This window comes from Lactobacillus sp. wkB10 (assembly GCF_000760615.1).
Lineage (GTDB): Bacteria > Bacillota > Bacilli > Lactobacillales > Lactobacillaceae > Lactobacillus > Lactobacillus huangpiensis.
On the sequence record NZ_JRJB01000012.1, the window covers coordinates 58,375 to 64,981 of the forward strand.

5 protein-coding genes and 1 pseudogene are annotated in these 6,607 nt (G+C 29.5%); 4 read left to right on the top strand and 2 right to left on the bottom strand.

The features are described 5' to 3' along the window. Positions 1-38 precede the first annotated feature (38 nt). The 3 genes and pseudogenes from LACWKB10_RS08555 to LACWKB10_RS08565 all read left to right on the top strand — a co-directional run bounded on the left by LACWKB10_RS08555 (position 39) and on the right by LACWKB10_RS08565 (position 3,890). Entirely contained in the window at positions 39-914 is an 876-nt protein-coding gene (locus LACWKB10_RS08555) for a DNA adenine methylase (RefSeq protein WP_034981225.1), read from the top strand. A 710-nt stretch (positions 915-1,624) separates the two neighbouring features. Beyond that, positions 1,625-2,370, top strand: a pseudogene (locus LACWKB10_RS10315) (IS3 family transposase); the annotation flags it as partial. A 419-nt stretch (positions 2,371-2,789) separates the two neighbouring features. Beyond that, positions 2,790-3,890, top strand: coding sequence for a hypothetical protein (locus tag LACWKB10_RS08565; protein WP_034981228.1), 1,101 nt, complete (start codon positions 2,790-2,792; stop codon positions 3,888-3,890). A 320-nt stretch (positions 3,891-4,210) separates the two neighbouring features. On the opposite strand, the gene LACWKB10_RS08570 is transcribed toward LACWKB10_RS08565, so the two are convergent. After that, complete coding sequence (locus LACWKB10_RS08570) at positions 4,211-5,362, bottom strand: site-specific integrase (protein ID WP_034981231.1); 1,152 nt, start codon at positions 5,360-5,362, stop codon at positions 4,211-4,213. 116 nt (positions 5,363-5,478) lie between these two features. Next, complete coding sequence (locus LACWKB10_RS09925; protein ID WP_052060371.1) at positions 5,479-6,135, bottom strand: helix-turn-helix domain-containing protein; 657 nt, start codon at positions 6,133-6,135, stop codon at positions 5,479-5,481. A gap of 139 nt (positions 6,136-6,274) precedes the next feature. Here LACWKB10_RS09925 and LACWKB10_RS08580 point away from each other — a divergent pair, with 139 nt between their 5' ends. Then, positions 6,275-6,475 (top strand): helix-turn-helix transcriptional regulator, encoded by a 201-nt coding sequence (locus LACWKB10_RS08580; RefSeq protein WP_034981236.1) that lies wholly within the window; start codon positions 6,275-6,277, stop codon positions 6,473-6,475. The last annotated feature ends 132 nt before the right edge of the window (positions 6,476-6,607 follow it).

Below are 6,607 nucleotides of genomic sequence, written 5' to 3' on the forward strand. Positions count from 1 at the left end.
ACAATATTCTGTTGTTATATACTTTAGAGGTGAACATTATGCCATTAACTAAATCCTTGCTTAGATATCCGGGAGGAAAGTCTCAGTTAACCAAATTCGTAAAACATTTATTAGATATTAACAAAATTAATGGAACTTATATAGAACCTTTTGCTGGGGGATTTGGACTTGCATTAAATCTCTTATTTGACGGTTCTGTTAAAAATGTGGTTCTAAATGATTTGGATCCTTCAATATATTCTCTTTGGTTCAATATCTTATATAATGTTGATGAATTAATTTATAAAATAAATACCGCTGAGATATCAATTAAAGAGTGGCATCATCAAAGAAACATTCATTCAAATGTTAAAGATGATCCTTTATCTATTGATAATGCCTATTCAACATTGTTTTTGAATAGGACAAATGTTAGTGGAATTATCACTGGGGGGCCAATTGGTGGTATTAACCAGCAAGGAAAATATAAATTAGATTGTCGCTTTAAAAAAAATGTCCTCGTTCATAAGGCAAGAGAAATTAATAAACGAAAGGAATCTATTTATCTTAATAACTTAGATGCTAATGAGTTTATTACTGAAAAGTTAGCAGATTATGACCCTAATGAAACTTTTATATTCTATGATCCACCATACTTCAAACAAGGTAAAAATCTTTATATGTCATTCGTTAAAAATAAAGATCATCAATATTTGGCTAATAATATTATTTCTAAGAGTGAATTTAACTGGATAACCACTTATGATATCCAAAATGATATATATCAATTTTACAAAGAACGGTCACAATCTTATACATACTCACTGAATTATTCTGCAAATATCAAACGTAAAGCAAAAGAATATCTATTCGCAAATTTTAAAACCAAAGTTGAATCATTTGACAAAGTTAAGTTAGAGAAAATTAATAAATAAAGTACATATGAGTCGTATAATAAATATATGATAAACCATAGTTTAGCAAAAATTAATCTAACTGATATTTTAATAATAATTTTTATAATGCACAGTTAAATATAACATTATTTTAACCAATTTTGAAAACTTTTGAAATTAGAATCATTTAGATTCAAGAATAAACTTTAAAACTTCTTAAATAAGGTATAACTAAAACAAATTAATCTTAGTTCTTCCTTATAACAATGATTTAATTAGACAGTTTTGAATTTACTTAATGTGTATCGAGCTCCAAAAATTGCACAACTTTTGGAGTTTTTATGACTAAGTTATCTAAACAGAAAAAAATTAAACTTTACCGGAATTCCGGGATTAACTATTGCTTGAAGAGAAAATCTAAACTGCACAGCTTTAGATTATGCAATTAAACTAATTAATATGGTCCAGCTATTTTAAATCGTCCTCATCAAACCAAGAATTCAAGGAAAGGCAATTAAGGAGGCGCTCTTTCACACTAAATCTATTATTCAGGTATCATTAGAATTGGCCTTGAGAAGCTGTGGCATGTTAAGTAATTGACTACGAGAATATTAAAAAAATTAAGATCTTGCGACAAAAACCACTTAAGAAATAGTTTCAGGCCAATTACGGAACTAAGACTTACCTTTAATTGCCTGAAACAACTACTATTACACTACATTTCAACCTGTTAACAGGATAAGCAGCCCAAGTTAACTGCCAGAATTAAAGAAATCTATGCTTATCGTCAAAAATGTTATGACTATCAACGGAATGCCTTGCAGCTAATTTAAGAAGGCTGTCAAGCTAGTATTAAAGTGGGCAGAAGGATTATGAACAAGCTAGGTTTAGAAGCTAATAAAAGAAATCGTCGTAAATATTCTAGTTGCTGCCGTACAGTGGGCAAGATTACAGCTAATTTAATTAAACGCGGCTTCTTTTCCTTGAGACCAAATATGAAATGATAGATCGATGCTACTGAACTTCGTTTTAAAGGAGAAGAGCTTTATTTGTCAACCATTCTGGATGGCTGTGCTGGCAATATCGTTTCCTACTTAATTTCACGACATCCTAATATGGAACTGCAGTATGTCAATGTTGGATAAAGCTTTTGCTAAGCATAAGGCTTTAAATGTTTGTGATATCCACATACAGATCAAGTCTTGCAATACCAAAGTTCAATTTATCAGCGAGCTTTGATATTACATGGTATTACTCAAAGCATGATGCACAAAGGAAATTCAATGGTTGATGGCTTAGTAAAGAACTTCTTTGGCTTAATTAAAACGGGAAAAGTTTTATTGTCAAGAATATAAATATCATTATCTGCAAGAACTGATTAAAGCAATAGTGTAATGCATTTGCCACTATATCCACTATAACGATGAAAGAATTAGAGAAAGACTAAAAGGCCTGACCCCGCAAAGAATTCCGAGCTCAAGCCTTAAAAAAATGATATTAATTTTTTATGCAAAGTTTTTAACCAATATATACACCACATTTTTAATTTAATAAAATTGGATTATAACTTAATATTCATTTTTCTACTAATTAACTCAAAAAATTAGTAGAACTTTAGTATTTTCTTTATCAAAACATTTATAACGTATAATTAGCTTAACATTCAATGAAAAGTACTATGATTTTACTTATTTACCAGTATAATAATACATGATGATAATAATTTATCAAGTTGAGTTACACAAATTAATTTCCAAAATATTCTTTAATTTTAAGAGGTCTTTTATTAAGACACTTTTCAAAATCTTTATTTACCCAAAAAAGTAGATTAATAAACATATTTTTAGATTATAAATTTTTATTGATAAATATTATGTTTTGAATACGTTAACTTTAAAATAGGAGTAAACGGCTATGAATGAATTAGAAAAAAATTTAGAAGAAACAAATAAAACTGTAAGAAATAAGTATAAAGAACTAAGCAAAAAACTATTAGATTATATTAATGTTACACCTCATTCTTCTTGTAGTACAATAAAGCAGCATAAAAACAATTGTTATTATGTTGACGAGTTCGATCATGCTGAGCAAAACGAACCTGTTTTGATGAGTCAAAATGAGAAAGTAATAAATAGTACAAATATAGTAATAAGTGTTAGATCCTTAATTGAAGAATTAGACAATCCTACAGGATTATGGATACTTGATGAGAAAATTTTATCATACTATAAAAAAAATCCAGATCCTTTTAGTAATTGGGATATGATTATATTTTCGGAGTTTAATACTAAATATAATAATTACGAAAATGATATCTCAAATAATATATCCCAGACAGTTAGTAATTTATATAAAATTAGAATGATTAATCAAAACTTTTATTATAAACTTATATCTATGTACAAAAAAATTAAAGATAAAGAATATTTCATAAAATTATTTAATGAGTTTGATACCAAATACGAAGATCTGAATAACAAACTTGAAAATAAAGATATAAAAAGAGAGGCTGAAACTATAACTAATGAACTTAAAAACAGTATTTATACTGATTTTATAGCTATACTTGGTATATTCACCGCTATAACATTTGCAATTTTTGGAGGCATCAACACAATTAATTCTATATCATCAAATTTAAAAATTTCTTCTAAAACTCCTCAAGGATTAGGTAATTTATTAATAGGAACATCATTATTAGGCATTATTTTATATGGAATAATAACCCTATTATTTGTTGGTATAGATAGAACTATAAATAAAGACTACAGACTACCGATCTTACTCAATATTGCAGTAATATCCACATTAATTATTATGTTTATAGTAGGTTGTATATTTACTTTCACTACAAATGACGTATGGCAACTAAGTCCAAAAACATTCTTATCACCAAGGATAGTTTTTAGTATAGCCTTTATATTAATCGTCTATCTGTTTGATTTTAAATTTTATAAAAAATATATTTCTAATCATTATAAAAAATCATCGAATAAAGATGGAAAAGATGCCTAAACTACTCATAGAATTGATGAAAACTAAAGAAAAAGTTTTCCTGTGACTAGAAATTCAAGTCAAAATACTTTAACTAAACTTATTAATATCTAATACGCTATAAAATATTTACAAGTTATAAAAGTAGTATTATTTGTATAATTCTAAGGTTAAGCCAAGTAGGTTCTTATTTTAGAAGATGGAATACATGTCTTATCATCAAAATAGGAAAAATTATAAAAATTGGGATATCCGGGCTCGAACTATTAGACCCGTTATGCCTTTTATATCAGTATTTTAAACAGGTTGCTCGGAATATGAAGTCTGATATGAAGTCGATTTCAGCCTTCCATATACCTTTCAAATTCTGTCACGGTTTCCTGTTCGCTTTGTTTGGTTACATGAGTGTAAATATCCATTGTGGTTTTCATGGATGAATGCCCAAGCCTTTTTTGTACATCTTTCATTGATGCACCAGAATCAAATAGCAGGGATGCATGAGTATGCCTAAATCCATGAACTGTAATATGTCTAAGATGGCCATGCTCACAGATGCTATTATTCCATTGTGTAGGCTGTGTTGGTTGATTAGGCTTATTTTGCCAAGTCGGAAAAACCAAGTTATTTGTACTAATAAAATTATACCCCAGTTTCAGCATTTCTTTTTGTTGGCGTGTTCTCCACTCTTTCAACATACACATAGTCTGCTTGTCCATTTGAATGGTTCTTACACTACCACGTGTTTTTGGTGTAGAGATATAAAGTCTATTATTAATGCCCTTGCTTACCGATTTATCAACTTTTATTTTACTATGCATAAAATCTATCCTATCCCATTTTAAAGCCAATGCCTCGCCTTTACGCATCCCTGAATAGGCTAATAATCTAAAGAATACATAATACATAAAATTTCTTTTCTTAGCACAGCATAGAAATTGTTTTAATTCTTCCTTAGAATAAAAATTATCAAATTCTTTTGGTTGCTCAATATACTTAGGTCTGACAACTTTTTTCATTGGGTTCTTACCAATTAATTCAAGATCAATAGCATAGTCTAGCATGCGGGATGCATAACGTATATATCGCTTGTAAGTTTTATGAGACACTTCAAACCATTTATTTACAGCACTTTGACACTGGAAAATGGTAAGCTTATCTATATAAATATTACCTAAGTCCTTAAGAATATGGTTATCGAAAATTCTAAGTGCGGTAGCATACGTACTTTCCTTAACCGTAGTTTCATAGGTCTTAGACCATAATTTAAACAAGTCCTTCATGGTGTAGCGCCTTTTAGTAAGTGGTTCATATTCACCATTAAGGACTTTTATTTTGTATTCATAGTAAGACTTTTCTGCTGCATCCCTGCTCTTAAAGCCTTGCTTTTTTATTTGAATCGTATGACCGGTCGTATCATTTTTACCTACATAAATATTAAATCCGTATCTACATTGACCACTGGGTGTGGTGTACTCTTTAATTTCATTATCCATGTTTAATTAATTCCCTTCTAAACATTAGAAGGCGTGCAAGTGAACTAATCTTAAATACTTAACATGTTAATTTGGATTTAAGCAGTATTACATGGGGAAACTAATTATTAGTTTTACTAAAAATCTAGAAATGCCTCCCCATCTTCATCTACAAAAATATGTTCATTGATAAAATCTTGTCTTTTTTTCAAAAGCTCTTTAGGAGATTCTACCCGCTCTTTGCCATCTTTTTGAGTTCTACCATCTTTCTCTAGTTTGAGCAGTTCAGCGGACAAAGCATCGTTAAGAGCATCTACTATATCTTCTTTAGTAGCATCCAAAGGCTTAGTGACCAACCATTTAACCGCAACACTTTTAAAGATAAACGAAAAGTTTTCCTTCCAAAAATCTATATTATTGATTTCCTTTTCAGATAGCAGACTAAATTTTGGCTCATCATATGGTATTAAGCCCTTCGCTATGCATATCAAATCCACGTTGAATGAAATTTCAAAGATTTTCTCACTATAACTTAAAGAAGTTTTCTTAGATTCAGAGATATAACTATTTTTTAAGACTTCTAGAATTTCTTTTTTGCTATATGCTCCCAGTACGTACGGTACCGATACATTGAAAAAATTTGCTAGTTTTTCCAATATTTCTTTATTTGGAATTCTCCCTTTGTTTTCATAATTGCTAATAGCTTGTCGTGTAAGCCCAGTTGCTTTTGCTAAGTCACCTTGGCTGACTTTATTTAGCTGACGTAATTCCTTTATACGAATTTTGCTGTTCATGACTATCTCCTTTGAGGCCATTTTACATTTATTTGCATTTTGTAGCAACATTTTTGTTAATAGCCACATTTTTGTTGACAAGAATGTGATGATGATTTATGATTCTATTGTAAACAAATTTGTTGCTAAGGAGGTAACCATGAAATTAACAGAAAAACAGATTTTGGCACTTAAACGTAAACGTGGAGAAGAAAATTTAAGTATTAAAGAGTTAGCTAAACAAGTTGGTGTTAGTCGATGGACTATCAGTCGAATTATAAAAAGCCAACCAAATTTGTCCTCTACTACTATTGAGAAAGTAAAGGATTGGCTAATTGATCAGTACACCACAATCAAATAGGAGAAAAACTATGGAAAGAAAAATCAAAGTAACTAGTGAATTCAACAATAAGTTTATTCAAATGGCAACAGAAAGCTTGGATATTTTTAATTGTCTGACTATTCTTTCAGACAAAATAACTGAAATAGAAAG